The organism is Arundinibacter roseus, assembly GCF_004348825.1.
In the GTDB taxonomy this organism is placed as follows: domain Bacteria; phylum Bacteroidota; class Bacteroidia; order Cytophagales; family Spirosomataceae; genus Arundinibacter; species Arundinibacter roseus.
This window is the reverse complement of sequence record NZ_SMJU01000005.1, coordinates 246303-273164: the sequence shown is the minus strand read 5'-3', so window position 1 is coordinate 273164 and position 26862 is coordinate 246303. Positions and strand designations below refer to the sequence as shown.

Sequence of the window (26862 nt, the reverse complement as noted above, 5' to 3'; positions counted from 1 at the left end):
ATACGCTAAAAAAGTTACCCTTGTTTCTGAAATGAGTTCAGAAACAAGGGTAACTTTTTGCTAAACAACCAAATCAAAAAACGATTACTTCATGCGCACCAATGAAGGATTATATAGTTTTTTATGGGATTCAAAAAGCTCCGAAACCGGCATTTTTATAACCTCCCGGTCGTAGGTCATCAGGCCGTTGGTTTCTACTTCAACGTCCGTAGTTTGGGTGTAAATTGCGGCTGATAATCCTTTGCTGATCAATCCGGTAAGGCTTTCCATGAAGGTTTTGTAGCGGTCCAGAAGTTCTTCATTGGTCTTGAAAGTCTGGTAGCCCCAGTTATCTTTTTGTTGCCAGGTGTGCCCGGTAACCGGAAGACCCAAACCGCCAAATTCGCCCAGAACGATAACCTGAGTCTGACCAAAAAGCTCGGGTGTAGGCATCGCCGGCGCGGGGTAGTTGTGCAAATCCATGATGTGACCAACGGGAAAAAAATTGCCGCCACTCGCACTGTTCACCAGGCGCGAGGGGTCGTATTTCATGGTCCATTCCGTGATTTCCCCGGTCTTGAACTGACCCCATGCTTCGTTGAAAGGCACCCACATGACAATAGACGGAAAGTTATAATTGGCATCCATAATGGCTTTCCATTCTTTCCGAAAAATCGCCTCAGATTCAGGCGTACGCTCTTTTTCTGTACCCAGTCCCGACACGCCCGGCCGCGACTCCCAGCGGTTGCCCATGTCGCCGCTTGGCATATCCTGCCACACGAGCATACCCAGCTTGTCGCAGTGATAGTACCAGCGGGCGGGCTCCACTTTCACGTGTTTACGAATCATGTTGAAACCCATATCCCGGGTTTTTTCTATGTCAAAGAGCAGCGCTTCGTCGGTTGGGGCGGTGTAAAGCCCGTCGGGCCACCATCCCTGATCGAGCGGGCCGTACTGAAACACAAAGGAGTTGTTGAGCATCATGCGCTGAATACCCTGCGCATCGGTTTCAACGCTGATTTTACGCATGGCGAAATAACCTTTCACTTCATCAACCACTTTTCCTTTTCGTATAATTCCTACGGTCAATTCGTATAAAAAAGGCGAGCCGGGCGCCCATTTTTTCGCATTTGGAACGGGCAGTGTTGCTGCTTCTGTGGGAGTCACTTCTTTTTCAGAAACCATCGTGGTGCCATCCCAGGCGCGAATTCGGAGCATATCGCCGGGTTGCAGATTTTGTGTAGTTGCCGAAATCGTGACGTTGCTTTGATCCAGATCGGGCGTATTTTTGGTAGCTACGATGTAGCTTGTAGGAACAGTTTCGGTCCAGACCGTTTGCCAGATTCCGGTCACGGGCGTATACCAGATTCCGTGAGGGTTTTTGATTTGCTTGCCGCGTGGCTGCGGGCCATCGTTGCTCGGGTCCCACACTTTTACCATAATTTCCTGCTGATCTCCTTTGGCCAGCAGAGAGGTTATATCAAAAGAAAAAGGGTCATATCCCCCCTGATGTGAGCCGGCTTTTTGTCCATTTACAAATACGTCGCACTCCCAGTCTACGGCCCCAAAATGGAGCAATACGGCCTGGTTTTTGAGTTTAGATGAAAGAGTAATGGTTTTTTTATACCACAAAATACTGTCTTTTCCGACTGTGCGCCCTACACCCGAAAGGGCCGATTCTACGGCAAAAGGCACCAGAATATTCCCTTCAAAGGCGGTAGGGGAAGTTGCGGCGGTTGCTTTTGGGGTGATCGCATACTGCCACAAGCCGTTGAGGTTTTGCCAGCCGGGCCGTATCATTTGTGGACGGGGATATTCTGCCAGCGGGTTTGCCGGGTCAACTTTTGCCGCCCATTGGCTCTTGATTTTTCCGTCTACCATTTTCCAGGTATCGGGCTGAGCATATCCTGAAATAAATAAAGTGACCTGCATGAGCAGGAGAAGAGAAAATGACCTGGTATTCATGAGATAATGGTTCAGGTTTTGGATGAATAGAATGAGGTAAATAAAAGGTATCTCTTTATGAAAGGAGATTTATATAAATTTTAACCACAATTGAAGGTAAAGTCGTGGAGGTACTGGTAATACAAAATGTGCGCGGCTAAGGAAAAAGATACCTAAGAATCAGTAATTTTTTGATTCATAGGGGTTTTACATGCGAAAGTCCGTATCACGTTAAATTCCTTACTCATGAGCCAAAAACGCTTCTATTTTTTCGGAATACTGCTGATTACGAGTGGATTTTTTGCAGGGGCCTGCCTGGCGCAGGACTACGGCAAAACGTTGGAAATTGGCGCTTCGGCACCCGATTTTTCACTTCCCGGGGTGGACGGGAAAACCTACACGCTGAAAGATTTTAGTAAATCGCCACTTTTTGCCGTGGTATTCTCCTGCAATCATTGTCCTACGGCACAGGCGTATGAGGAGCGAATGCGGCAACTCGCCGCAGACTATGGAGCCAAAGGACTGGCGCTGATCGCGATTTCATCCAACGACCCGTTGGCGGTTCGGCTTGATGAGCTGGGCTACACGGATTTGGGCGATACGTTTGAAGATATGCAGCTTCGGGCCAAAGAAATGGACTATAATTTTCCGTACCTCTACGATGGCGAAACTCAGGCGGTTGCCAAAGCGTACGGTCCGGTAGCGACTCCTCATATTTTTATTTTTGATAGTCAGCGGAAACTTCGGTATCAGGGCCGCATCGACGATGTGGAAAAACCTACGGCTACGCCAAAAAATACCGATGCCCGAAATGCTATTGAAGCTTTATTGGCCAAGCAGCCCGTGCCGGTGCCTGCGACTAAAACCTTTGGCTGCTCGCTGAAATGGGCAGATAAACGGCATAGTGTAGACGATGAAAAAAAGGGATGGGCCAAAGAACCTGTGGCTGTGGAGTTGATTGATGAGGCGGGTATTCGTAAATTGATAAAGAATGATTCAGACAAACTCCGGCTGATTAACGTTTGGGCTACCTGGTGTGGTCCATGTGTGACGGAATTTCCGGATTTTATGACGATGCATCACATGTACCGAAACCGGGACTTTGAGTTTGTTTCCATCAGCGCCGATAGCCCTGATAAAAGAGATAAAGTGTTGAAATTTCTGACGGGTAAGCTTGCTTCAAACCCTAACTATCTCATTAATTTTGAGGATAAATACAAGCTCATTGAAGCGATTGATCCCAACTGGCAGGGCGCTCTTCCATACACGATTTTAGTAGAGCCGGGCGGCAAAATTGTGTACGCAAAGCAAGGACCTATTGACCCGTATCAGATGAGAAAAGCCATTGTAGAAAATAGATACATGGGACGGTACTACTAAAAATTAAAGAAAAATAATTCATCCAAAACAACCCTTCTCCATGATTGATCATTCGCTTCGCAAGGAATACGACAATGGTGAAATTGTCGTGGTTTGGCAGCCATCCAAATGTATTCATTCGGCTAATTGCTTTCGCGGATTACCCGCAGTTTTTGATCCTCTCAAACGTCCGTGGGTAAACATACACGGCTCCGATACGGAGAACATCGTAGCGCAGGTGTCCCGCTGTCCCTCAGGCGCTTTGTCGTACATGCGAAAAGATGCAGAGCCTGAGCCCGAACGTACGGCAACCAATTCAACGACGGTAGAGGTATTGCCAAAGGGACCTTTGCTGGTGCACGGAGATCTGACGATCATTACCTCCGACAAAACTGGGCATACAAAGTCAGGCACTACGGCGTTTTGTCGTTGCGGACATTCAGCCAACAAGCCCTACTGCGATGGCAGTCACCAACATGCGGGCTTTCAGGGATAAAAAAGTGCGAACGGTTTTTAAAAGAACCATTCGCACCAAAAGAGAAAAACTGCCTATCTATTTTACCTGCATGTAAGGCAAAGTTGTGAGCCTGGATTTCTGCTCGGCGGGCAGGGTCCAGTCGTTGGCAAAACGGCCCGATACTATGGGCTCAGGATTGCTCTTTTCAAAAAGAAGGTAGTCGCCAAAGTTGCGTAACGTACCAATAGAGCCCGGCGTGCTGAGCCGGGCCAGCGGATTGTTGGTTTTGTCGGGCATTTCCCACCATGGCAAACCCGAATTGACAAGCACATAGCGGTTGTTATTTGGAAAAATATACACCAAACCATGCGTAGCAGTCGACTCTTCTTTTAGTTGAAAAGGCAACTTGTCGGCCATTTCCCCCACTATTTTATTCGATTGAGCCGTGCCCATCAGGATTAAATGTGAGGAAGCTTTGTCTGCCGCACTTACCTCTCTATCCGCCAATACCCTCGGGAAAACCATCACCCGACCCAAAAACTCACCCCGGTAGGTAGCCCAATCGGCCAGGTTTTCCGCCACTTTACGGCGGGCAGCAAGTTCTTCTTTGGATGGATTATCGGCAGTACCGTACACATAAATATGCCGTCCCGAAACCGCCTCCATAAGCGGGCCTTCCGTTTGGCTGTTTTTACGCATTCCGGCCGTAGCTATTTCAGGATTTTGTGCCCATTTTTTATTGGTTTTTGTTAAGCGTTTTACACTTCCAGGCTCTATTGTAATGCTTTGATTATCAATTAAAATGCTAAGCTTTTGGCTGGAAACGAACTGCTCGTGTCCGATGAGGTCGAGCGTGAGGCCGTCCAGATTTTCGGTTTTGATTTCCAGAGAATTTTTCCCCGTAAATTTTGCCTTGATTGTGGCAGTGGTACCCGGCGAAAAATCCAGATTTTTGATCCAGTATGCGCTGTTATATTTCAGTTGCATTGTAGAAAAACGAACTTCATTCGGGAAAGGATTTCGGGTAAATTGTGAAAACCACTTGAAAATAAATTCATCCTGATAGGCATTTTCCCAGCTATTGTGCTGTACACCCGGAAACTCAATGTACTCAACAGCTGAGTTGGCAGCCTTAAATTTTTCTACCCACTCGCGGGTACCTTCGGGCTTCACAACCGGGTCGGCACCTCCCTGAAAAAAATGAACCGGATAATTGAAAGCATTTGTCACATAAGACTCCGTGCCCGGCGGTGGCGCAGGACAAACCGGGGCTATGGCTGCCCACACGTCCGGGCGCGTCAGGCCGATCCACATCGTGCCGCCGCCGCCCATCGAAAGGCCCGTGAGGTACATCCGGTTTTCGTCCAGTGAGAAACGCTTTTTTACGTCAGCCACAACGTCCCACACATCCTGCTCGGCAATACCCTGATAGCCCATCGTACCCCGGGCAAAAGGGGCAGCTACGATAAAATCCACATCGTCCCACGGCTGAAAATACCGGCTTGCCTCCACGTCGTTTTCGCCCGGCAGATTACTTTTTCCAAATACCCGTTTCAACGACAGGCGGTGGTTGGAACCTGCTCCGTGGAGCATCAAAACGAAGGGGTATTTTTTGGCAGGATCGAAATTTTTGGGCAAATACAAACCATACGGCTGCTCGGTATCGTCAACATCCGAATGAAACGTCAGGACCTGTGGCCCGGCGGGAAGGGTTTGCGCATAAAGCGGAACAAAATAGCTGAGGAGTGTAACAAATACACCGACAAAGACGGCTTGATGTTTCATTGAAAAAAAGGGTTAAGTAAAAAAAGGCCATTGTATAAAAAAGATACAATTATAACAAATGTGAGATGGACTATGAAATTTTACTTATTTTTCAATTTTCATCGATCTAAACTTTTTCATGAACGGACTTTCCTCTTCCTATGATGTTATCATAATTGGCGGCGGCCACAACGGCCTCGTAACCGCCAACTACCTTGCCAAAGCCGGAAAGCGGGTGTTAGTACTCGAAAAAAATGACTATTTCGGAGGAGCAACCACGTCAAAGCGTATTTTTCCGGACTACGACGCCCGTCTGTCGCAGTATTCCTACCTCATTAGTCTGTTTCCGAAGCAGATTCGTCAGGAACTGGGATTATCTCTCAATTTGCTTCCACGAAGAATCGCGTCCTACACGCCTTTCCATTCGGCGCAGGGGTTATTACTACCGCAGTCAAATCCACAGGCAACTCGGGAGGCAATTCTTGGTTTGGGATTTGGCGAAAGTGAATATGTTGGTTATCAGCGAATCATGAGTCAGCAATCCGTTTTTGCAGACTTGGTTTGGGATTCTTTTCTGGAACCGCTGAAAAGCCGAAGCACGTTTGAAAAACAATTTCAACAGGCAGGACAGCAGGGGCTTTGGCAAAGCTTTGTGGAAGAACCCATTGGAAATCTTCTTGATAAAAACCTGCAATCCGATATTCTGCGGGGCGTGCTGATGACGGACGCCAAAATCGGGGCATTTACCAGTGCGTATGACGAAAGTCTGCTACAAAACCGGACGTTTCTATATCATGTAGTCGGCAACAAAACCGGCGAATGGCGCGTTCCTGAGGGCGGAATGGGGTTTTTGGTGGAGCAGTTGGTACAAAAAGCCGTTCAGTATGGCGCCACGTTGCGTATGCAGGCCGCAGTGAAAGCTATTCATTTGGGAAATACTCTTCATGAAGTAGCGGTTGAAATGAACGGAGTTGCCTATACTTTTTCTGCCAAAACGGTAATTTCTAACGCCAGTGTAGTAGAGCTGCGGCGATTGCTGGACCATAAACCTGAGCCATCGTCGGTGCAGGATGAAGGTACAGCGTTTAAAATCAATATGCTTTTGAAAAAACTACCTGCCCTCAAACAGCAATCCGTACGTCCCGAAGACGCTTTTGCGGGTACGTTTCACATCAATCAGTCGTTCTCGCAAATGGAGAAAACCTTTGCCGAAGCCAACCAAACCGAGCTTCCCCAAACGCTTGCCGGCGAAATGTACTGCCACACGCTCACCGATCCGAGTATTCTGTCGCCGGAACTGCAACGCGAGGGTTACCACACCCTGACCTACTTCGGGCTGGATTTGCCCTATCGCTTGTTTTTACAGGATAATGAAGGAACGAGGCAGGAGGTTGTCAGAAGGTTTTTGGACGGTCTAAACGAATATCTCGTCGAACCGCTGGAAGACTGTTTGGCGCGCGATGCGCAGGGGAATCTGTGTCTGGAAGCCAAAAGTGCACTGGATCTGGAAAACGATTTAAGTTTGCCAAAGGGTAATATTTTTCACGACGCACTCACGTGGTTTTTTGCCGAAAATGAAACAGAAACCGGAACATGGGGCGTTGAAACTCCCTGGGAACGCATCCTGATCTGCGGCTCCTCTGCCAAACGGGGTGGCGCTGTGAGCGGCATTCCGGGAAGAAATGCCGCAATGAAGGTGTTGGGGAGGTAGGGCGATTTATTTGATTTCTGGTTCTTAAATGAATACTTCAAAACCAAAACAACCCGTGCCTTCCAGAAGCACGGGTTGTGTTAAAATACAGTACGGTAAACCTGCAAATCTATCGGTCCTGAGCGACGAGATTTTCCAGTAAGTAGGTTCCTTCTTCCGTAACGACTGAGTACAACGTACTCACCTGACGGCTTTTGCGGCGCACGATCCCTACTTTCCAGGTGCTGATCTGCTGGGTCGAAGGTTCAACGTGATACAGAATATCGCCTTTTCTGAGTTGACTGATCATGCGCGGGCCTTCGGGTGTTGTAACTAACGCCGTTGGGGCGGTTTCGATCATGAGTGCCGGAATGAGCGGCCACGTGCTGCGGCTTGCTGCCGCTTCATCAACCGGGCGGAGGTACAGCGTGGTGAGCCACAGGGCCGAATCAGTCATTTGCTCCACTTCACAAATCCGGCTCGTTTGCACCAAACCTTCCCGCACACACTTAATTGGCTCGCCGGCCTGGATTTCAGAAACTTTCTTGCCTTGTCCGTCAGCCATGGTAATAGTTACGTCTCCCGGAACATGAAACCGGGTCACTGTGTTGTTCAGCGAATCGGCGGGGCTGTTTTGCTGAGCTGCTGCTGAGGTAAAAACGGCTGAAAGGAGAAGTAGAAGGCTCAGTTTTCCCATAAAGTAAGGGTTTAGAAATAGGTAAGTCCGGAGGCTGATCAGGCTTCTGACGTAGAGGTTTTTAATAATGATTTGGCAATTAGCCCCGGAATCGTACCCAACCCAATCAAAACAAGGCCGGAAATGACGATTGTTGACAAATGCAGGAAGAGCGTTCCGGTGGATAAAATACCGAGGATTAGTACCGTAGAAAAAGGCAACGAAAAGGCAAGAATCAAAACGGCCAGTTCGGTATCAAACGTGCGGCGTTCTTTGGATAACCCCTTGGCTTCCTCGCGCAGGTTAAATACCGAAATGTGGGCAAAAGGCCAGAAACTTGCCGAACTCAGCGGCACAACCACTGCCAAAAGTACCATCGTGGGGTCGTTCAGGTTAAAAATCCCGATGAGCGCCGCACTGAAAAGCAAGGTAATGCCCGCTCTGAAAAACAGAATGGAAACTACAAGTCGCTTTTTGCCTTCTTTGAGCTGAACCGCCAATCCGATAAAAATCAGTACTAAAGGCGTCATCATGGCACTCGTTTTGTCAAACAGGTCGGTCACTACCGAAGGTAGGGTTTTGTAGTTAATTCCAACACTTAACAACACCATGGCAAGTACCAGCAAAATGTTGATTGGCTCCTGTATCAGGCTTAGCAGCAGGCTTTTAATTTTCTTTCCAAGATTAGAATCTTCGTCTCCGCTATTTTTCAGAAACATATTCATGGCTATTACGTACAGAAACACAAGCACAAAAATCTTGTTTCCGACGTCGGCCATAGCGGCTTTGGCAAGTCCTTCTTCTCCTAAAAATTCGGCAATAAAAGGAAAGGCTGAAAGTCCGGGTGCCAGCGAAGGCAACAACATAATGAGCGTGCGGGCGGTGGCGCTATCTTTTTCTACCCCAAAAAAACCAAAAGCCATGGGGGAAACGAAATACATGAAAAAGTTGAACGCAAGTGCAGCAAGAGGGACGAAAAACAAGGTAGAATCTACCTGAATTTTCATCAAAGCAATGAAGATTGTAGCAGGTAAAGCAACCGAAAGGACGATTTCTTTGATCCCGTTGAGTTGTTCTTTATTCTTAAATTTCCCCCGGAGGATCAACCCCAGGACAATTAATAAAATCAGCGTAATGGTTTTTTGTAACGCCTCGCTCATGAGAAAAAAATTAAAAAGTAGATCAATCTACACTGGTAAAAAAGAGCCCATCAACCAGGAAATCCCCGGGCTGATGGGCAGGGTCTGTATTAGGATTAGCTTAGGTCTTGCAATGCTCCAACAAACATCTTCATTTCGTCCATTGTACCAATACTTACCCGACACCAGGTTTTGTTGCTGATGTCAAACGAGCGTACCATGACACCCTTTGAGCTCATTTTGCCCAAAAACTCTTTACCTGCCATCGTAATCGGGAAGATCACAAAGTTGGTGTAGGATGGAATGTACTTGTAGCCCATTTTGTCCAGGTTGCTGTACAGATACAGCTTGGCTTCGTGGTTGAGTTTGCGGGTGGTGTCCTGAAACTCGGTATCGTCCATGGCAGCTGAGGCAGCGGCAATCGACGTGTAGGCAATGCCCATGCCGCCACGCGTAATTTCCTGAATCTGATCAAGGAAAGCAGGCAGCGCCGCAATGTAGCCAATGCGCAGTCCGGCCATTCCCATGATTTTGGAGAAGGTACGGGCAATGATGACGTTTTTCTTTTTCTGAAGCAGAGACACCATACTTTCGGTATCAGCGCCTACGGCTAGTTCAATATAGGCTTCATCAATGAAAATGGGTACTTTTTCGGAAACCCGTGAGCAGAAATCCAGCAACTCCTTGCCGGGCGTAATCATGCCCACCGGGTTGTTTGGATTACAGATGTACACCAGCTTGGTGTCTTTGTCAACGGCGGCTTCCATTGCTTTCAGGTTGTGCGACCAGTCGTCGTTGCAAGGTACGGCTTTCCAGGTAGCGCCTACCGACTTGGCTACGTTCATGAGCGACATATACGACGGGTCGGCAGAAACTACATTGCCGCCATCTTTGAATAGTACAATCGCTACTTTTTCCAGCAAATCGGATGATCCCGGACCCATCATGATATGATCAGGAGCGATTCCTTCCTTCTTGGCGATTTTGGCAACAAGATCATACAGCTCTCTCCATGCGTAGCGATTGCCCCCGCTTACCGAATCCGAAACAGCCTTTTTGGCGGCTGCGGGTGGTCCGTAGGGGTTTTCGTTGGCGTTGAGTTTGGCAATCATTTTGGTGAAATCCGGCTCTTCGTCGAGAAAGTGCTCACGCAGCAACGGGCTGCGGTAGATACGGTTAGAGCGATCGATATTCAAAGGAACATTGGAGAATGCGCCGGCAGACAAATGTGGCGCAACGGCCAGGCCGCCAAGAGTTAGGAGACCAGATTTTAAGAGGCTGCGACGGTCAAGTTTTTGGTTCATTGGAGTACTAGTGATTAGGTAGAAATGACTATAAGGCTATCAGTTAATTATTCTGTAAAAACGAATTTACGCAAATTATTAAAGAATCTAAAATCTTCTGTTCTAGTAATTTATGATGTTTATCTTAGTTTTTAAGAAATATTATAATTTAACATCAATAAATAATATTTACGACTTTAAATGCCAAAATCTGCCGATTTTACAAAGGTAAAACCGACAGATTTTAAGCAATTGCATCATCGCGCCTGAATTTGGGACAGGCGGGTAAAGGCTATTCCCTTATAGTTACCCGACCAGGATATGCGAATAACAGCGCCTGCCCTTGGGGTTGCCAAGCCTAGTTCTTCCCAGCTCTTTTCCAGGGAAACTACTCCCTGAGCGTTGGACGTAACTTCTCCCAAAACGGCGCCTGTACGCAGGGTAATGCGGATGGGGATGTTCGGAACCGGAATAGAATCAATGCCTTTGGTATTGTCCAGAATATTGGTTTTGTCTAGTTCCAGCAGGCGGGCGGTAAGCGTTACTTTGCCAGTGGTTGGATACGAGACGGTTGGCTCAGTGGCGAGTGGTGCGCCGAAAGCTGCACCAACAATATCCACCAACACAGGTGCTACTACGCGATCAACAAATGGATCCTCCACTTTACAGGCGGCAAACGTTAGTGCCAGGAAGGCAACTGCGATATAGGTGAGTGATTTTTTCATACTATTTTTAATTTGGGTAAACAGGAGTAAATAGCTGGATCAGGATTATTCAGCCCACCATAGTTTAGTTTTCATGTCATTGGCTCCACCATTGAGCGCCACTCCGGCTTCAACGCTTGCGGCATTGAGCGAAAACTCAGAGTTTGGATAGGGGAAGCGGGTAGGCATAATGCCATCGTTGTCAAACACCGCGCGGCTGTCAGCTGCCGGAAATACGGGTAAACCCGTACGACGCTTTTCAATCCAGGCCTCGATGCCTTGTCCAAACAAACCAATCCACTTTTGCTCCAACACTTTGGCACGTGTCACGGCACCAACGGTTGCGAAGTAAGTAGCCGGAACCGTCAGACCGTACTGAGCAAAGGAAGCAGTAACGCCTTTTTCAAAGTAAGCAGTAGCATCGCCGGCAATGTCACCATCAAGAGCCGCTTCGGCCAGAATCAGGTTCAGTTCCGAGAAAGTCATGATCACTTCCGGGGCATCGGCGCGCACAAAATAGCTGCCAATTGTAGAGCTTGTTGCGAGGTAGTCCGTAGCAATTGCATCGGGCAGGCCATTGGGGTGACCTTGATACTTTCCGTCTTTGTTCGGATTGGCAAATACCGTGATTCTTGTATCGCCCAAAGCGTTAAGCTTATCTGCAAAGGTCGAGCTTATGTTCCAGTCCGTACGGCCATCCTGTACCATCACCTGATGCCATTCGTTGTTGCTTGGCAAAACGGTGGTACATTTCAGCGAAGCATTATCTGCATTGCTGGTAAAGACCGGGTATTTTGCCGGATCACCCAGAATTTCGGCCATGATGGCTCTTGACTCCGCAGGTTTTTTTGCTGCCTGCCGATTGGCCAAACGAATACGCAGCGAGTTGGCAAATTTCTTCCATTTCAAAATATCGCCATTGTACAGAATATCTCCGGAAATACCGGGTCCCGAAGTGCTCAGTTTCTCATTGGCCATTTTGAGGTCGTTCAGCATGCCTGCGTACACCTGCTCCATGGGGTCATATTTTGGGGTATAGATGGGCGTTTCGCTGGTACCGGCTATGGCCTCAGAGTAAGGAATAGCGCCGTACATGTCGGTTAGCAATGAGAATACCCACGTGCGCATCACCAATGCCACGCCTTCGTAGTTGGCGTTTGGACTTTTGCCTTCCGGGCTAGACTGAATGATAATGCGTTGAAAATTGACCAGAGCATCATTAAAAAAGCCTTTCCAGTTATTGGCTACGAGTGCCGGCGATACACTGAAATTATCACCTTCGTTGGAATAAATATTCCGGGTAAAATGCTGAACATACAGTTCGGCGGCATCAATATTGATGCGTTCAAAGCGGGTACGATGTCCCCAGTAACGGTCAATTGATGCTTCCAGCCCGGTTGGCAACAGATACTGCGCCCCGATTGCGGTTGGGCTGTTTGGGTCGGTGTTCATTTCCTCAAAGTCCTCGGTACAGCTGCTGATTGTCAGCACGGAAGCAAGGGCAAAAGAGGTGAATAGCTTAGAATTGATATATTTTTTCATACCTGAATTCGTTAATGTGAGTTTCCGGGTTCCGGTTTAGAATGAAAGTGAGAGGTTCATACCCAGGCTGCGTGAGCTTGGCAATTCACCGTAGCCGAAGCCCTGTGCATTTCCGCCTTTTGCATCAAATTCGGGATCTACGTGTGGGGTGTTCTTAAAGAGCATCCATACGTTGCGACCAACCAATGATAGTTTAGCCGATTGAATGTGCAGTCTTTTGAGCACAGAAGCAGGGATATTATAGCCTAGTGATACTTCCCGCAGTTTCACATAGCTGGCATCAAAAATCGCTGCCTCGTGGTAGTTCCGTGGGTTGTTGAAGGCATACATCTGATTGGCCGTCACGATGATGTCGTTGGGAACATAGCTTACCGAGCCATCCGCAGCGGTCAGGGCGCGTACGCCTTTACCGATTACGCCTTCCTCACGACCCAGGGCTGTTTCTGCATACTGACCTGTCCAGCGGCCCGTTCCTGTTCCTTCATCATAAATATCACCACCCATACGCACGTCTACCAGAGCCGTTAACGTAAATCCTTTCAGGTGGAACGTATTAAGCATACCACCCGTCCAGTCAGGCTGAATGTTTCCGATGATCTGCTGATTGGCTTCGCGGAGCGGAAGTCCGTTGTCGCCATAGATGATTTGTCCGTCCGGAGCTCTTTGAAACGCAACACCGTACAAAGTACCATAGGGCTGTCCCACACGCGCTTCGGAGGTCATGCCACGCTGTGAAGCAAGTACATAGGTAGTTAATCCTTCGGCAAGTGCAACTACTTTATTACGGTTGCGGGCGTAGTTGAGTGATACATCCCAGGTAAATCCGTTGTCGAGCTTAATAGGAGTTCCCGAGAGCGTCAACTCAATTCCTTTGTTCGTAATTTCGCCTGCGTTCAAAATCCGGCGGTCGTAGCCCGTAGCCTTGGAGATTTCTACTCCCAAAATCTGATTGTTGGTCGTCTGCTCATAGTAGGTAGCGTCAAGTCCAACTTTTCCACGGAAGAAGCGCAGATCTGCCCCAAGTTCAAGGCCGGTCGTGATTTCTGGTTTCAAGCCTGAGTTTGCAATCGAAACACTTTCTGTGAACTTTGGAAGCGAACCATTCCAGGAGCCACTCGACAAAAAGGTCTGCGCCAATTGGTACGGATCGGCGTCATTTCCTACCTGTGCCAAACTGGCACGCACTTTGGCAAAAGTCAATATATCACTCTGAACATTCAAAAGGTCCGTAACCACCGCGCTCACAGAAGCAGAAGGGTAGAAGTACGACTGAGCACTCGTGGGAAGCGTACTCGACCAGTCGTTACGAGCAGTCAGGTCAAGGAAAAGCATGTTGCGCCAGCCGAAATTTGCAGCAGCAAAAAGACTTTGAACTTCTGATTTCCGAATGGAACTTTGAATGGTATTACGACTTGGTACAGAATTACCAGCGTTAAAAATACCATCTACTACCATTTCTCCTACGTTGAAGTAGTTTCTTTTGTAGTAGTTCGTGCGGTTAATTCCCCCAAACTGAACGTTTGTAGTGAAGTCAGGCGTGATATTTTTATTGAAGGTCAGGATAAAATCGTGGTTTGTTTCCTGGCTTCTCAACACTTCTTCGTTGAAACTTCCCGGTGTATAATTGCCATTCCGAACCCGGGCAAAGTTGGTTACGTTGATCCGGGTGTCAGACCATACGTCTGTACCACTACGAACCATCAGGCTTAGCGAAGGCAGGATTTTGTAGTTCAGCGCAATGTTTCCCAGCAAACGATCTTTTTCGTTGCCAAAAGGCAGCTCCCGTGAGGTAAAGAATGGGTTTGTGAAAAATGTGTGCTGCCAGTTTGGTGGATCAGTATCGGCCGGCTTGCCTGCTACTGCCCGCTGAATGTGCGTAGCTTCGTAGTCTTCGTAGTTACGGATCTGCTCCCAGGACGTATGACGGTGTGCCCAAATAAACTGCTGACCAGCCGTAAAGCTACGGTTCTCAGCGCCCGATTTGATGTATTCTCCTGAAACGGTTACGCTCAGATTTTTGGCCAGATTATAGCCGGAGTTTAAGCGGAAGTTAGTCCGGTTAAAATCGTTGTAGTACATGATTCCTTTTTGATCTACCCGTCCCAGCGACATCCGAAAAAAGCCTTTGTCATTGCCCCCCGAAAGAGCCACGCTGTTTGAAATCGTCTGACCGGTAGCCCAGTATTCTTCCCAGTTGTTGGGTTGAGGGGTAAGCGGAGCTACTTCTTCTCCACTCCACCAATGACGCACCAGGCGACCGTCCATCGGGGCGCCCCAGCTTTCGTCCGTCCCGGCAGAGCCGGCAAGCGGGTAACGGGCATCGTACACCTGACGGTATTGCTGAATTTCCGTTGGATTGGTAATCGACCCGCTCCAGCCATCGCTGTACCAGGTCCGGTAGCCATTGCCACCACCGTAGGTATTCTGAAAATCAGGCTTGATCCAGGGACGCTCGAAGGTTACGTTGGAATTGAAATCAATACCCAATCCTTTGGTTCCCTGACCGTTTTTGGTTGTAATCAAAATTACACCGTTGGCTGCCCGTGAGCCGTAAAGTGCCGCTGCGTTAGGACCTTTCAAAACGGACATTTCCTTAATGTCGTCTGGATTTACTTCCGAAATTCCGCCGCCCAATTGCTTACTTGCGCTTTGGTCCATCGGTACTCCGTCGATAACAATGAGCGGTTGGTTGTTTCCGGAAATAGACGACGAACCCCTGATCTGAATCGTAGAGCCGCTTCCGGGGCCGCCATTAGACTGAATCCGCACACCGGCTACTTTGCCCGAAAGTCCATTCACCACGTTGGTCGAGCGCGATTCGGTCAGGGCGCTTCCTTTGATTTCCTGTACACTATATCCAAGTGCTTTTTTCTCGCGTTCAATACCAAAAGCAGTAACAACCACTTCGGCCAGCTGCCGGGTATCGGCTGAAAGTTTTATATCAAAGGAGGTTTGGTTTCCGATGGGGACTTCCTGTGACAGGAAACCTACAAATGAAACAACCAAAATACCGTCGTCGGGGACGGTTATTTTGAAATTACCGTCAGAATCTGCGTTTGAGCCTATGTTTGTGCCTTTGTAAATCAGGGAGGCGCCCGGTAAGCCAAGGCCGTCCTCAGCCGCTGTTATTTTTCCGCTCAACTGCCTGACCTGCGCCATGCTGAAGGTTGAGCACAAACAGCCCAGTAAGAGTAGTAGTACAGTTTTCCTCATTAGTATTACTCCGGTTAGTTTAAATTAAGAATGATAGATTGGACCTGCCCCTCATCGGGACAAAGGTTATGGCTGTGGCTGTTCGTCCTGCTCGTGGGCCGCACACACTTGCGAACGAACCCCACAGCCATAATCCTGGTAGAGATGCTTTTCCGGAAAGCGTTAACCCTATATTGACTGGTTTGACCTTGTTGTATTCTGCTGCAAATTCGTAGTGTTGACTCAGGGTCAGGGCTTGTCAAATGCCTGAAAATGCAGGCAAATAATTTCCTGGATCTGTACATTTTACAGATCAATTAACCCGAATCGTTCCTGGATATACGTAACTTGATTGGAAGAAATATATGTAACCACAGGAGCCCACATGGTTCTTCAACTATGGGTTCGGCAGTTGTACATTTCTTCGTTGTTCGGCAACATGTCTAGTGCGGCATGAAATGTTGCTTTACATTATGAAGTTGGGTTATTTTCAAAACCACATATCAAATATATTGTTAAAGTCGATATATGCCAAATTTTTTTTAATAAAAATTTAACTATTCTAGAACATATAGTAGGTTTTAACTATGAATCACCAAATTTAATTGCACTTATCTAATATTTTATTTTGATAAAAAAATTCGGCTGATTTTTAGGTCGTATTTTTATTCAAATCTTCGAGTAAGTCTTCTAAAAACTTGATTTATAGTGATTTGGAAAAAAAGTAATAAAAAAAACTGGTAAAGTAATATCAAGTTTCATTTGCAAAGGTTTTCGATTGATAAAATCGGTCAGGTATCCAATTTGCTTAAAAGTTGCATACACTTGACGGCCAACTATTTGCCGACAGGCTGGGTAAAATCAAGCCTGATTATTCTTTGAATTACTAACAAGTAACTTTTCAAATTGCAGGCAGCCCCAGGAAATACATCCCTATATCCGTTTTTTAGTCGTACCGTTTCATGAAAAGAAATTTTGTCATACTGGCTCCGGCGGGTGTTTTTATAGCCCTTTTGTTTTTCTGGATCAGCCCTTTTGAAAAAGACATAGATTTTAACACCGAAGTAAAGCCCATTCTGAATAAACAATGCATGGGCTGTCATGGGGGCGTTAAAAAGGCCGGAAATGTGAGTTTCCTCTTTGAGTCTGAAATGCTCGAACCGGGCAAGTCAGGAAAACATCCCGTGGTGCGGGGCGACGCCGACGCAAGCGAGATGATTCGCCGGATTCTGACGGATGACCCCGAGGAAAAAATGCCCAAAGATGGCCCGCCTTTGTCGGATGAAGAAGTAGATATTCTGAAAAAGTGGATCAATCAGGGAGCCAAGTGGGGTACGCATTGGGCCTACTTGCCCGTGGTTCGGCCAAAGGTTCCATCCAATGGCAGCCTGCTGGCTCGGCTCAGCTTTGGCGAGTCGGACGAAGCAGGCTGGGCAAAAAATGAAATTGATCACTTTGTTCTTGAAAAGCTGAAAGAAAAGAAATTAAGCCCGGCTCCTGAGGCTGATCGCCCCACGCTGATTCGGCGCGTAAGCCTGGACCTTACCGGCCTGCCCCCGACCCCTCAGCAAGTGGAGGCATTTGTTAGAGATACTTCCCCAAATGCCTACGAAAAAGTAGTGGATCAACTCCTGAAATCGTCTGCCTATGGCGAGCGATGGGCTGCCCTTTGGATGGATCTGGCGCGCTATGCCGACACCAAAGGATACGAGCGCGACCCCGGACGGAGTATTTGGCCCTACCGCGACTACGTGATTCGGGCCTTCAATGCCGATAAACCGTATGATGTTTTCACAACCGAACAGCTGGCCGGAGATTTGATGCCTGGCGCACCGGGTGCTTTGCCCGATGACGAGAAATTGATTGCGACTGGTTTTCACCGAAATACGATGAATAATGACGAAGGTGGAACGCAGGATGAAGAATTCCGGGTGGCGGCACTCATGGACCGGGTCAATACGACCTGGGAAGTGTGGCAGGGGACAACCTTTGCCTGTGTCCAGTGCCACAGCCACCCTTACGACCCGATCCGGCATGAGGAGTACTATAAATATATGGCGTTCTTTAATAATACCCGCGATGAGGACGTAACAACAGACACGCCTACTCTTCGGTTTTTTAAGGGAGAAGACTCGCTACGCGTCCAGCGGCTAAGGGCATGGGTTACTGATTTTGACTCTAAGCAGGCGCAGGAAGTGACGCAGTTTGTGCGGATCATGGAGCCTAAAATTAACTCCCACGATTTTGACGAGTATGTAAAATCTTCGCTGCTAGATGCTAAGTTTTATGGCGGGCAGCACGAAGGTTCAACCCGGATCAAAGGCGTGCCGCTGACCGGAAAAGAGCAAATGTTACTGAGTGTTTCGACGGGTGCCGAGTCGGCTACGATGACCTTGCGGCTGGATTCTCTGCGAGGCAAGTTGCTGGCAAAAGTGGCCATTCCGAAGCGCGATACAGTCCTGTTTATTCCTTTGCCACCGATTACGGGCACGCATTCGCTGTATCTGGAATTTAACAGCCCTAAAAATCCGGAAAAATGGATACAGATTAAATGGGTTGCTTTCCAAAAGAATCTTCCGGGTGAGAATCAACCGGGTTTTGCCCAAATCAAAAAAGACTACACGCAACTTCTGATGAGCCGTACGCCAAGCACCCCGATTTTGTGGGAGGGGCGGGGACATCTGGCCCGGAAGACGCACGTATACGAACGCGGCAACTGGCTGGTACCTGGCAAGGAAGTATGGCCGGATGTGCCGGCATCTCTCGGAAAAATTCCTAAAAACAAACCCGCCGACCGCCTGACCCTGGCCCGCTGGATTGTAGACCGGCAAAATCCGCTGACGGCCCGCGTCATGGTCAATCGGCTTTGGGAGCAGCTGTTTGGAACGGGGATTGTAGAAACCGTAGAAGACTTTGGCTCGCAGGGTATAGAACCGACCCACCGTGAGCTGCTCGACTGGCTGGCGGCCTCTTATATGGAGGAACAGGGATGGAGTACAAAAAAGCTGCTTAAACAAATAGTACTATCAGCTACCTATCGGCAAAGCTCCGCTACTGACCGACAAAAAATTGAAAAAGACCCGTACAACACCTGGCTGTCGCGCGGGCCACGGGTGCGACTGAGCGCCGAGCAGGTGCGTGATCAGGCTTTGGCGGTGAGCGGGCTGCTTTCCAAAAAAATGTACGGACCGGGCGTGATGCCTCCACAGCCGGAGGGAATTTGGCTTTCGCCGTACAGCGGTGAGTCCTGGATACTCAGCGAAGGCGAAGACCGCTACCGCCGGGCGTTGTATACCTACTGGAAGCGTACTGCACCTTATCCATCGATGACAACTTTTGATGCCCCGAGCCGGGAGTTTTGCCAATCGCGCCGCATCCGAACCAATACCCCGCTGCAAGCGCTGGTCACGCTCAATGACCCGGTGTATTTGCAGGCGGCTCAGCAACTGGCTGAGGTGATGCAGCAAAAAGCCAAAACACCCGAACAACAGCTTCGGCTGGGGTATCAGCAGTTGACCTTTAAGCCCATGAAACAAAACAGCCTGAATGTTGCTCTGAAAGTGTACCAACAGGCATTAAGTGAATACAAAGCTCATCCGGCAGAAATTGATAGCCTGCTGGTTTTTACCAAATCCCAACGAAAAACTCCCGAACTGGCGGCATTGACCATTACGGCCAATGTTTTGTTGAATCTGGATGAAGTCGTGACGAAGGAGTAAATTAGTTTAGAACAGACAGGTTAAAGAATCTATATACATATACTATGGATAAGCTACTCAGAGAACTTCACTACGAAGATTTGAAGCAAAAAACCCGGCGTCATTTTTTGAAAGAGTGCAGCTTTGGCCTGGGCGCGCTGGGACTTGGCTCGTTGCTGGGCAGTTGCGGCTCCACCGGCACAGCCGCCACTGCCACCGATCCGATGGCCGTTCGTATGCCGCAGTTTGCACCGAAAGCCAAGCGCGTAATTTATATTCACATGGCAGGAGCGCCTTCGCAGCTCGAACTTTTTGATTTTAAACCCGAACTGGCCAAATACCACGGCAAGGATTGCCCATCGGAATTTCTGGAAGGTAAAAAATTTGCGTTCATTCAGGGAGTACCCAAGATGCTTGGCCCGCAGGGGAGTTTTAAACAGCATGGACAATCGGGTGCCTGGATTTCGGATTATCTGCCGTACCTGCAAACCATGTCCGACGAAGTCTCTTTTCTGAAAGCCATGCATACCGATCAGTTCAATCATGCCCCGGCTCAGCTATTGATGCACACCGGCAGCGCCCGGTTGGGTCGGCCAAGTCTGGGCGCATGGTCGGTGTATGGACTGGGTTCAGAAAATCAGAATTTGCCCGGCTTCATTGTGCTGGCATCCGGCGGCAAGCAGCCCGATGCGGGCAAAAGCGTATGGGGGAGTGGCTTTTTGCCTACGGTCTATCAGGGCGTCCAATGCCGCACCGGTGGCGACCCGGTGCTTTACGTGTCTGATCCGAATGGCATGAACCGGAATATTAGAAAGCAGACGATTGAGGCAATTAATGAAATAAACCGCCAAACCTACGAAGAGGTACAAGACCCCGAAATCCTGACGCGAATTAGCCAATACGAAATGGCATTCAGGATGCAGATGTCGGTGCCCGAAGTAATGGATGTGTCCAAAGAACCGGCCTACATGCTGGATATGTACGGAGTAAAAGCTGGTGAAGGCTCGTTTGCCATGAATTGTTTGCTGGCTCGAAAACTGGTCGAAAATGGCGTTCGATTTGTTCAACTTTTTGACTGGGGCTGGGATACCCACGGCACCGGACCGGATGGCGCGCTGGAAATCGGGCTGCGCGACAAATGCCGGGAGTCTGATCAGGCCGTGGCGGCGCTGTTGCAGGATCTGAAAATGAGGGGCCTGCTCGACGAAACGCTCGTGGTTTGGGGCGGGGAGTTTGGCCGCACGCCGATGCAGGAAAACCGCAACGGCCAAACCCTGCCATTTATGGGGCGCGATCATCACCTGGAAGCATTTACGATGTGGATGGCTGGGGGAGGTGTGAAAAAAGGATACAGCCATGGCGAAACCGATGATTTGGGATATTATGGAGTAAAAGACAAAACCCATGTGCACGATTTGCAGGCCACAATACAGCATTTGCTGGGCTTCGATCATGAGAAATTTACCTATCCATTCCAGGGCCGTAACTTTCGTTTGACCGATACCGCTGGAAAAGTGATTACACCGATTCTTGCGTGATGAGTAGCTGTTAGCGATTAGTTCGTTAGCAATTAGCTTTATATAAATAATTGATTTATAGATATTTAAATTGGTTTTCTAGAAATATAGTTTAAACCCTTTTTGTACAATTATCTTTCAGTTTCAATTAAAAGACCCCTTTAACCAAAAACCTAAATGAACGACGAACGTATTCATGCGTTTAAAATGCAGCTGAAACCAGGGTTTGTGGCTGAATATAAAAAACGTCATGACGAACTGTGGCCTGAGTTGCGGGAGCTTTTGACAATGGCCGGGATCATCGAATACTACATTTTTTTAGATGAAGCTACTCTCGCCCTTTTTGCTTTTCAAAAAGTAGCTGCACCCGACACCACGGCTGAGCTTGCCGCGCTGCCTATTATGAAGCGGTGGTGGGACTACATGGCCGACCTCATGGAGGTCAACCCAGATAACTCTCCCGTGGTAGCAGCTTGTCCCGAAATGTTCCGGCTGTAATTTTTCATTCAATCCTTGAAGTAAACTAATTCTATTGCTTTTCTATGTTCCTGACTCTCCTTCTGCAAGCTACCGATTGGGCACTTTTTCTGGGGCGCTTCCATCCGGTGCTGGTTCACCTTCCCATCGGATTTTTACTTTTGGCGGCATTGCTCGAACTGGGAAATCGACTAGGGAAAATTTCAATTAGTCAGGATGTCCTGCGTTTTATTCTGGGCTGGTCCGCACTGAGCGCTATTTTTGCCTGTGGCGCCGGATACTTGCTTTCATTGGGTGGAGGCTACGAGGAAGAACTCCTGGAACAGCACCAATGGCAGGGAATTGGCGTGGCGGTGTGGGCATCGGTAGCGTGGCTGGTGAAGTCTGATTTTCTGGCCAATCGTGTGCCGGTGTTGACGGCCCTGTATGTACCTGCTCTTGGAATTTCAACGTTGCTGCTCCTATCTACTGGACATTTGGGCGGTGGCCTTACGCACGGAGAAGAGTACCTCACGCAATACACGCCCGAACCTTTCCGTTCGCTGGCCGGAATGCCTCCCCGCCAAACAGGTGCCTATGAAATCAAACCCATTGCCAATATTCCGGAGGCCGTTGTGTATCAGGATATTGTACAGCCCGTACTCAATGTACATTGCATTCAATGCCACAATGCGACCAAGCAAAAAGGTAAACTGCGCATGGACTCGTACGAGCATCTTTCCAAAGGAGGCGAAAATGGGGCCATTTTTGTAGCAGGAAAAAGCCTCGATAGCGAAATGCTGAAACGCTGTTTACTGCCGCTCGAAGACGATGAGCACATGCCACCCAAAGGCAAACCACAGCTATCAGAATCGCAGGTTGCGCTGATTGGCTGGTGGATTGATCAGGGGGCGTCGGCTACCAAAAAAGTGGCTGAACTTACCCCTACCGAAGCGATCAAACCTGCCTTAGCCTCGCTGAGCACTGGCGGCAGTTCCAAATCGGAAACTATCCCTTCGCAGTCACTAATTCAAAATCTTGAAGTTGATGCTCCGGATGCGTCGGCCGTATCGGCTTTGCAAAAGGTGCAGGTTTTGGTAGTGCCTTTGGCCAAAGAGCAACATATGCTGGAAGTCAGTGCTATCAATTTTCCTGCCTTTTCGGACGAACAAAGTGCGTTGTTAAGTCCGCTTGCGGAGCAAATTGTGTGGCTAAAATTGAGTGATACTCGCCTGACCGATGCCGGAATGCCGGAAATAGCAAAGCTGAAAAATTTGAATAAGCTGTACCTCGAACGAACGCAGATAAGCGACACGGGCCTGCAACAATTAAAAGATATGCCGTACCTGGAATTGCTCAATTTGATTGGAACAAAAGTAACTGATAAAGGATTATTAGCTCTTTCTGAGCATAAAGCGCTAAAACAGGTGTATGTCTGGAAATCGGCAGTGACAGAAGCAGGAATTGAGGCTTTGAAAAAAGCTCGGCCCGACATGAGCGTGCTGACCGGCTGGGACGAAAAAGCCGTTGCAAATTTCCTGAAAGCCGGAGCAAATGCTGCACCGGATAGTCTGAATATCTCAAAAAAATAATAATTGAATCTTGTTTAAGAGCTTCTGCCGGAAGACGATTTTTATATATAGTATTCTTTTATATAAAACAAAATAAAATTTGTTAAATAGTCTAAAAAGACAAATCCTACCTGAATTTTGTCATAAAAAAACCATTCAATCTTCAATATTTGTCAAAATTTAGTCAGTAATAATCAAATCCTGAATAGCTTTTAGCACTATTTTGCGCTAAAATTGTACTATCATTGTTGGCTTTATCAGGAAGTCTATTTCTACTATCTACCACATTCTACAAACTATTGAAAAAGTGCAACAGAGTTTGTTATGATTCTCGCAAACTGCACTTGTTTTATTAAAATAAATTACAAAAAATAGGTCAATGAACTAGTAAAATACCCACACACGGAAACTTTTGCCTATTTTAGATTATAAGAATTATCAGAATTTAATGGATATTGAAAAGCCCATTTTAGTTAATAAATAAGTGTTGAAATAACTTTTAAAGCGCATTATCAGTAGTTTTATATAACCATTTTTTGATTAAAGATAAATTCCTAACCTATTTGCCTATGTAACACAACCTTGAAGAACACCAAGTACGAAAGATTGCTTCTGCGAATTCCACAAAAGCAAATTTCAGCGAGTCGTCCTACCGTGTGTAGCTGCAAGAGTTACTCAAATCACAAGTTGAATGGACATGTTAAACCAAACAATCATTTTTAATCCCAATCTATGAAAATTACTACTCCATCGACCTGCTCTTTTGCAAGGAGGGGTCTTTTAATGCTCACATTCCTGCTGCTTGCCGCAGTAAGTGCATTTGCACAGGTGGCAGTAAAAGGAAAAATAACCGACGAGCAGGGACAGGGCATCCCGGGTGTGAACATCCTGGTAAAAGCCACTACGACCGGTACAACTACCGACGCAGAAGGTGCCTTTACCCTGAGCGTACCAAGCAGCAACTCAACGTTGATCTTATCATCAATTGGCTATGTTTCTCAGGAAATTGCCCTGAATGGTCAGTCAACAATTAATGTAAAATTAGCTACCGACACCAAGTCACTCAGCGAAGTGATTGTGGTAGGATATGGTACCCAAAAGAAAGAGACCGTAACGGGATCCGTAGTATCTGTAAAGGGAGACGATTTGGTAAAATCACCAGCTGTTAACCTTGCGAACTCGCTTGCAGGTCGTCTGCCGGGTGTGACCGTGGTAAACCGGAGTGGTGAGCCTGGTTATGACGGAGCAACGATTCGTATTCGTGGGTCCAACACCTTAGGAAACAATGGTGCACTGATCGTAATTGACGGAATCCCCAACCGTTCCGGCGGTTTGGATCGTATCAATCCAGCTGACATCGAAAGTATCTCTGTTTTGAAAGATGCAGCGGCGGCTATCTACGGTTCACGGGCGGCCAACGGCGTTATCCTGATTACCACCAAGCGTGGAAAATCCGGTAAGCCCGAACTGTCCTACTCATTCAATCAGGGTTTCTCTAACCCAACGGTAATTCCAGAAGTAGCAAGTGCGGCTCAGTATACAAGCATGCTGAACGACCTGGATATTTACGGACTGCCTGTATCCGAATGGGCTGCGGCAAACACAGCTTACAAGGCAACGGGTTCGTTTACCCGTCCTAACGGAACGGTAAGAAGAGCGCCATTCTCCCCAGAAAGTATTGCCAAGTATGAAGACGGAAGCGATCCATGGGGCCACCCAAACACCGATTGGTTTGGTGCTACCCTGAAGAGAAACTCTCCACAGGTTCGGCATAATGTACAGCTGAATGGAGGAACGGAAAATGTTCGGTATTTGGCTTCTTTGGGTTATCAAAACCAGGACGCTTACTACATCAATTCGGCTACTGGTTATAAGCAGTATGACCTCCGGATTAACCTGGATGCGGACATCAACAAATACGTAAAAGTGAATTTGGGTATCGTAGGTCGTCAGGAAGCACGTGCATTTCCAACGAAGGCTGCCGGTACAATTTTCCGGATGCTGATGCGTGGTAAACCACAGGAACCTGCTTATTGGCCAAACGGTTTGCCAGGTCCTGACATCGAAAACGGTGAAAACCCGGTGGTAATCACCACTGATTTGAGTGGTTATGACAAAGATGTTCGTAACTATGTACAGACAAACGGATCACTTGAAATCAAAATTCCGGGTGTAGAAGGTCTGAAATATACGGCTACGGCAGCGATTGACAACCTGAGCCAAAACACCAAGCGCTGGGAGATTCCCTGGACGCTCTATCAGCGTGGAAGCGGTTTTGAAGCTGATGGTGTAACGCCTATATTAGTGCCTAGCCGCCGCGGCCCGGCTGATCCACGGCTGACGTTGGGTAATGCAAATCAACTAAACATTTTGTTAGGGAGCGTACTGTCTTATGACAAAACCTTCGGAAGCCACACGCTTAACTTGTTGGCAGGTACCAACCGGGAAACAATCGAAGGAGATAACTTCAATGCTTTCCGTCGCTACTTTATTTCTACGGCACTTGATCAAATGTTTGCTGGTGGGGACCTGGAACGGAATAACGGTGGTGGAGCTTTTGAAACAGCACGTATCAACTATTTTGGGCGGGTTGGCTACAACTATAAAGAAAAGTACCTGGCAGAATTCCTGTGGCGCTACGATGGCTCGGACATTTTCCCCAAAGCAACTCGCTACGGATTTTTCCCAGGTATCATGATGGGTTGGGTTCTGTCAGAAGAAAACTTCCTGAAAAACTCAGTGCCCGCTATTAGCTTCCTGAAACTTCGTGGTTCGATTGGTCAGTTGGGTAATGATCAGATTCCTAGCTACCAATACCTTTCTACCTATGGTTTCCGTAGCTATATTGTTGGTAATACCGAAACCAAAACATTGTTTGAAGCACGTGTACCCAACGAAAACATTACGTGGGAGGTTGCGACCAATTCAAACATTGGTCTGGAAGGACAGTTGTTCAACGGAAAAGTTTCTTTCGAGTTAGACTATTTCTCCAACCGTCGTACCAATATCCTGTGGTCTAAAAATGCTTCTGTTCCCCAATCGACCGGTCTTTCGCTTCCAAGGGAAAACATCGGAGAGGTTAAAAACAGAGGATGGGAATTCAATGTAGGTTACCGCGATCAGGTGGGCGATTTCAAATACAATTTCAGCGTAAACGGTGGGTATGCACAAAACGAAATTATTTTCTGGGATGAAGCCCCCGGTGCTCCTGAATGGCAGCGCTCTACTGGCAAGCCAATGAATACCTACGTAGTCTATAAGTACGACGGTGTATTCAAAGATCAGGCCGAAATTGATGCCAATACACTGGATTACTCGGCTATCGTGAATAATCTTCGCCCCGGCGATATGAAATATAAGGATCATAACGGCGATGGTAAGATTACACCTGACGACCGTGTTCGTTTGGACAATACCAACCTTCCTTTGTTCCAGGGCGGTATTAACATGGGCGCTCAGTTCAAAAACTTTGACCTGACTATCCTGTTACAAGGCGCAACTGGTGCAAGACAATATGTAAGCACCGGAGAGTCTGGAAACATTGGTAACTTCCTTTCGGACGTATACGAAAATCGCTGGACTATTGAGAATCCTAGCAGCGTACACCCACGGATTGCCAACCGGAGTGATCAGTATTACTCGAATGGAAACGATTACTGGTTGAGAAGCTCGGATTATATCCGTCTGAAAAACCTTGAATTGGGTTATAGTCTGCCAACTGAATTGATTTCAAAAATTGGTATGAGCCAATTCCGGGTATACTTCAATGGGTTGAACCTATTTACAATCGACAAGTTGAAGGTATTTGATCCAGAAGCTGACAACTCGACCGGGTATTATTATCCGCAACAAAAGATCGTCAATTTCGGTTTGGTTGCTACATTCTAATCA

16 protein-coding genes are annotated in these 26862 nt (G+C 47.7%); 8 read left to right on the top strand and 8 right to left on the bottom strand.

The genetic code is table 11. The features are described 5' to 3' along the window. Nucleotides 1-84: 84 nt before the first annotated feature. Nucleotides 85-1944: a glycoside hydrolase family 2 protein gene (locus EZE20_RS09425; RefSeq protein WP_132116880.1), complete on the bottom strand. Its 1860-nt coding sequence runs from the start codon at nt 1942-1944 to the stop codon at nt 85-87. Between the two features lie 225 nt (nt 1945-2169). Here EZE20_RS09425 and EZE20_RS09420 point away from each other — a divergent pair, with 225 nt between their 5' ends. Further along, complete coding sequence (locus EZE20_RS09420) at nt 2170-3303, top strand: redoxin domain-containing protein (RefSeq protein WP_132116878.1); 1134 nt, start codon at nt 2170-2172, stop codon at nt 3301-3303. A 40-nt stretch (nt 3304-3343) separates the two neighbouring features. After that, complete coding sequence (locus EZE20_RS09415) at nt 3344-3778, top strand: (4Fe-4S)-binding protein (protein ID WP_132116876.1); 435 nt, start codon at nt 3344-3346, stop codon at nt 3776-3778. A gap of 57 nt (nt 3779-3835) precedes the next feature. Here EZE20_RS09415 and EZE20_RS09410 read toward each other — a convergent pair whose 3' ends face one another. Next, the gene (locus tag EZE20_RS09410) at nt 3836-5524 is read right to left on the bottom strand and encodes a carboxylesterase family protein (RefSeq protein WP_132116874.1); all 1689 of its coding nucleotides are present in this window, start codon (nt 5522-5524) and stop codon (nt 3836-3838) included. A gap of 118 nt (nt 5525-5642) precedes the next feature. Between EZE20_RS09410 and EZE20_RS09405 the strand changes: the two genes are divergently transcribed. Beyond that, the gene (locus EZE20_RS09405) at nt 5643-7214 is read left to right on the top strand and encodes a phytoene desaturase family protein (RefSeq protein ID WP_132116872.1); all 1572 of its coding nucleotides are present in this window, start codon (nt 5643-5645) and stop codon (nt 7212-7214) included. A 109-nt stretch (nt 7215-7323) separates the two neighbouring features. On the opposite strand, the gene EZE20_RS09400 is transcribed toward EZE20_RS09405, so the two are convergent. The 6 genes from EZE20_RS09400 to EZE20_RS09375 all read right to left on the bottom strand — a co-directional run bounded on the left by EZE20_RS09400 (nt 7324) and on the right by EZE20_RS09375 (nt 15750). After that, nucleotides 7324-7890: a hypothetical protein gene (locus EZE20_RS09400; RefSeq protein WP_132116870.1), complete on the bottom strand. Its 567-nt coding sequence runs from the start codon at nt 7888-7890 to the stop codon at nt 7324-7326. Nucleotides 7891-7928: 38 nt separating this feature from the next. Next, on the bottom strand, nt 7929-9029 hold the full coding sequence (locus EZE20_RS09395; RefSeq protein WP_132116868.1) for an AEC family transporter: 1101 nt from the start codon (nt 9027-9029) through the stop codon (nt 7929-7931). A gap of 95 nt (nt 9030-9124) precedes the next feature. Further along, the gene (locus EZE20_RS09390; protein WP_132116866.1) at nt 9125-10312 is read right to left on the bottom strand and encodes a pyridoxal phosphate-dependent aminotransferase; all 1188 of its coding nucleotides are present in this window, start codon (nt 10310-10312) and stop codon (nt 9125-9127) included. A 236-nt stretch (nt 10313-10548) separates the two neighbouring features. After that, entirely contained in the window at nt 10549-11016 is a 468-nt protein-coding gene (locus tag EZE20_RS09385; RefSeq protein WP_165933449.1) for a hypothetical protein, read from the bottom strand. Nucleotides 11017-11061: 45 nt separating this feature from the next. Beyond that, complete coding sequence (locus tag EZE20_RS09380; RefSeq protein WP_132116862.1) at nt 11062-12537, bottom strand: SusD/RagB family nutrient-binding outer membrane lipoprotein; 1476 nt, start codon at nt 12535-12537, stop codon at nt 11062-11064. Nucleotides 12538-12573: 36 nt separating this feature from the next. After that, a complete protein-coding gene (locus EZE20_RS09375) occupies nt 12574-15750 on the bottom strand; it encodes a SusC/RagA family TonB-linked outer membrane protein (protein ID WP_132116860.1) in 3177 nt (1058 codons plus the stop codon). A 941-nt stretch (nt 15751-16691) separates the two neighbouring features. Here EZE20_RS09375 and EZE20_RS09370 point away from each other — a divergent pair. The 5 genes from EZE20_RS09370 (at nt 16692) to EZE20_RS09350 (ending at nt 26859) form a co-directional block, all read left to right on the top strand. Then, nucleotides 16692-19448 carry a DUF1553 domain-containing protein gene (locus EZE20_RS09370; protein WP_132116858.1) on the top strand — a complete coding sequence of 919 codons (2757 nt, stop codon included), beginning with the start codon at nt 16692-16694 and terminating at the stop codon, nt 19446-19448. 44 nt (nt 19449-19492) lie between these two features. Continuing rightward, nucleotides 19493-20965, top strand: a complete 1473-nt coding sequence (locus EZE20_RS09365; protein WP_132116856.1) for a DUF1501 domain-containing protein — start codon at nt 19493-19495, stop codon at nt 20963-20965. Nucleotides 20966-21121: 156 nt separating this feature from the next. Then, complete coding sequence (locus EZE20_RS09360; protein WP_132116854.1) at nt 21122-21442, top strand: L-rhamnose mutarotase; 321 nt, start codon at nt 21122-21124, stop codon at nt 21440-21442. 44 nt (nt 21443-21486) lie between these two features. Next, nucleotides 21487-22992, top strand: a complete 1506-nt coding sequence (locus EZE20_RS09355; protein ID WP_132116852.1) for a c-type cytochrome domain-containing protein — start codon at nt 21487-21489, stop codon at nt 22990-22992. Nucleotides 22993-23703: 711 nt separating this feature from the next. After that, nucleotides 23704-26859 (top strand): SusC/RagA family TonB-linked outer membrane protein, encoded by a 3156-nt coding sequence (locus EZE20_RS09350; RefSeq protein ID WP_132116850.1) that lies wholly within the window; start codon nt 23704-23706, stop codon nt 26857-26859. The last annotated feature ends 3 nt before the right edge of the window (nt 26860-26862 follow it).